We start from the raw sequence: 1,692 nt of genomic DNA on the forward strand, positions 1-1,692 counted from the left end.
GCGTCCAGTCCTGACACCCACGATCGGAGATCATCAGCGGTTAACTCATCGAGCATGCCTCCAGACTACATCACAAAGCCTTGCTGTAGTACTAGACTAGGCCAACGAACGAGTCGATCTGGCCGCCGCACCGCCGCTAAGGAGTGATCCAGCCGCAGCGCCATCTTGGAATTGATGCTGAATCACCACTGGTTGGCTCACGCTTATAAGCAATCAGCCCTCGGCAGGCGTAGCGGTCGACCGTCGGTCATGCCAATAGAGCTCCGCGAGATCCAGATCGAAGTCGTTCTCAGCCATGCGCAACGAGGTGGAGATCACGAAAGAGCGACAGAACTCATAATCGCCCTGGGCGATCTCCAGGCCGCGCACCGGCCAGACGTGCCTCGGTGCGTTGTCACCCCGGCCGGTTATGAGGACCTTCGGTGCCATCATGGAGAACCTGATGTAAGCGCGGTAGTCCAAGCCAATGGCCACGACCCGTAGCGCCTGCTGCATTGACTGCACCGAATCTCGGGTTTTCTCCAGGAACTCACCTAGGTTGCTGTCAAGTCCTCGAATGCCCGTAGGCGCGTTCGAGGAGAAGCCGTAGTCCTGACCGAAGCTGAACGCCGAGGTGTTGAAGTCGATGCGCTTGCGGCTGGCGTAGTCCTCCAAAAGCCACTCAAACGCCTCTCTGAGGTAAGAAAGGGCTTCTACGTAGTCGCCAGCCTGAGCGTGCCCGTCGGCCGCATGGAGCTTGTCTCGAGCAGTTCCCTGCGTGACCAAGCCGATCATGTTGATGTCGTCGTAGTCGATGCCGAAGATCAGCGGGGTGTTGTCTGTGAAGAAGGTGTTGACATCCGCGCTGGCCTGCTCGATGGCGCTAGGACCAGGGATCGCGCCGTGGTGCTTGAGATCAACTCTTAGCCGGTTGAGCCGGTCCATGGCTTTCGCCGCGGTCAGAGTGATGGGCTTTGGCTGGGTGTTTCTCGCGAGCTCTTTCCAGTAATCGACAAACCCGATGCCTTTGGGCAGTGTGGCTTGCAAATGTTCTCCCGACAGAACCAGGAACAGTTCGACCGCGTCATGGTAGGCAAGCACGCCCATGGCTGACAGCGGCTCTGGCTGGCGGACCTGCTCTCGGCCTTGCCGATGAAGAGCCTGAATGAACGCCAAGTGCTTCATGGTGGTGGAGGGCAGAGCGCTCGTCATGGGTGATCTCCTAGGCTGGGTCGGTGAGACAGACGCTTGAGAAGCCAGAAGCAACGATCTCCGCCTTGAAACAGGCGGTGTCAGCATAGGAGTCCGGTGCGACAGTTTTTCAACCCCATCCTTCACCAAGATCGTGTCATAGGCCAACGACTTAGCGGCGAGCCAGGAAGCAGGCATGGCACGAAGGCCAGAGCGCTATGGATGCCCGTCTGGTGCGGTTGTACCTGAAGCGGAAGTGCGGGCTGGTCGACGGTGGCCCAGATGCCGGAAGGGCGGCCAGGCGAGCGGTGGTCAGCCGGTGAGCGCCGTTCTCGCCCAGCGTGTAGAGAGGCCCGGCGGGCTCGTACGTCTCCCTTAGCCGGAGCGGCGGCGCCGCTCATAAGCGCACTCTCGGTGCCGAGCTGGCCGACCGCCGTACCAAGGCCGCCCGGGAGAACCAGGAGCACCCGCCGAGATGGCCCGCCTGGCCGAACTCCTCGCCTGACAGGACCGCACCATGCC

1 protein-coding gene is annotated in these 1,692 nt (G+C 60.9%); it reads right to left on the reverse strand.

What is annotated here, in order from left to right; translation table 11 throughout:
• Window positions 1-213: 213 nt before the first annotated feature.
• Window positions 214-1,191 carry a hypothetical protein gene (locus ACWEJ6_RS54700; RefSeq protein ID WP_452433699.1) on the reverse strand — a complete coding sequence of 326 codons (978 nt, stop codon included), beginning with the start codon at window positions 1,189-1,191 and terminating at the stop codon, window positions 214-216.
• Between the last annotated feature and the right edge of the window lie 501 nt (window positions 1,192-1,692).

The sequence above is a fragment of the Nonomuraea sp. NPDC004702 genome, from assembly GCF_053601695.1.

Coding starts and splice junctions, on each gene's coding strand:
- ACWEJ6_RS54700 (WP_452433699.1), bottom strand. CDS start 1,191: ATGACGAGCGCTCTGCCCTCCACCACCATGAAGCACTTGGCGTTCATT.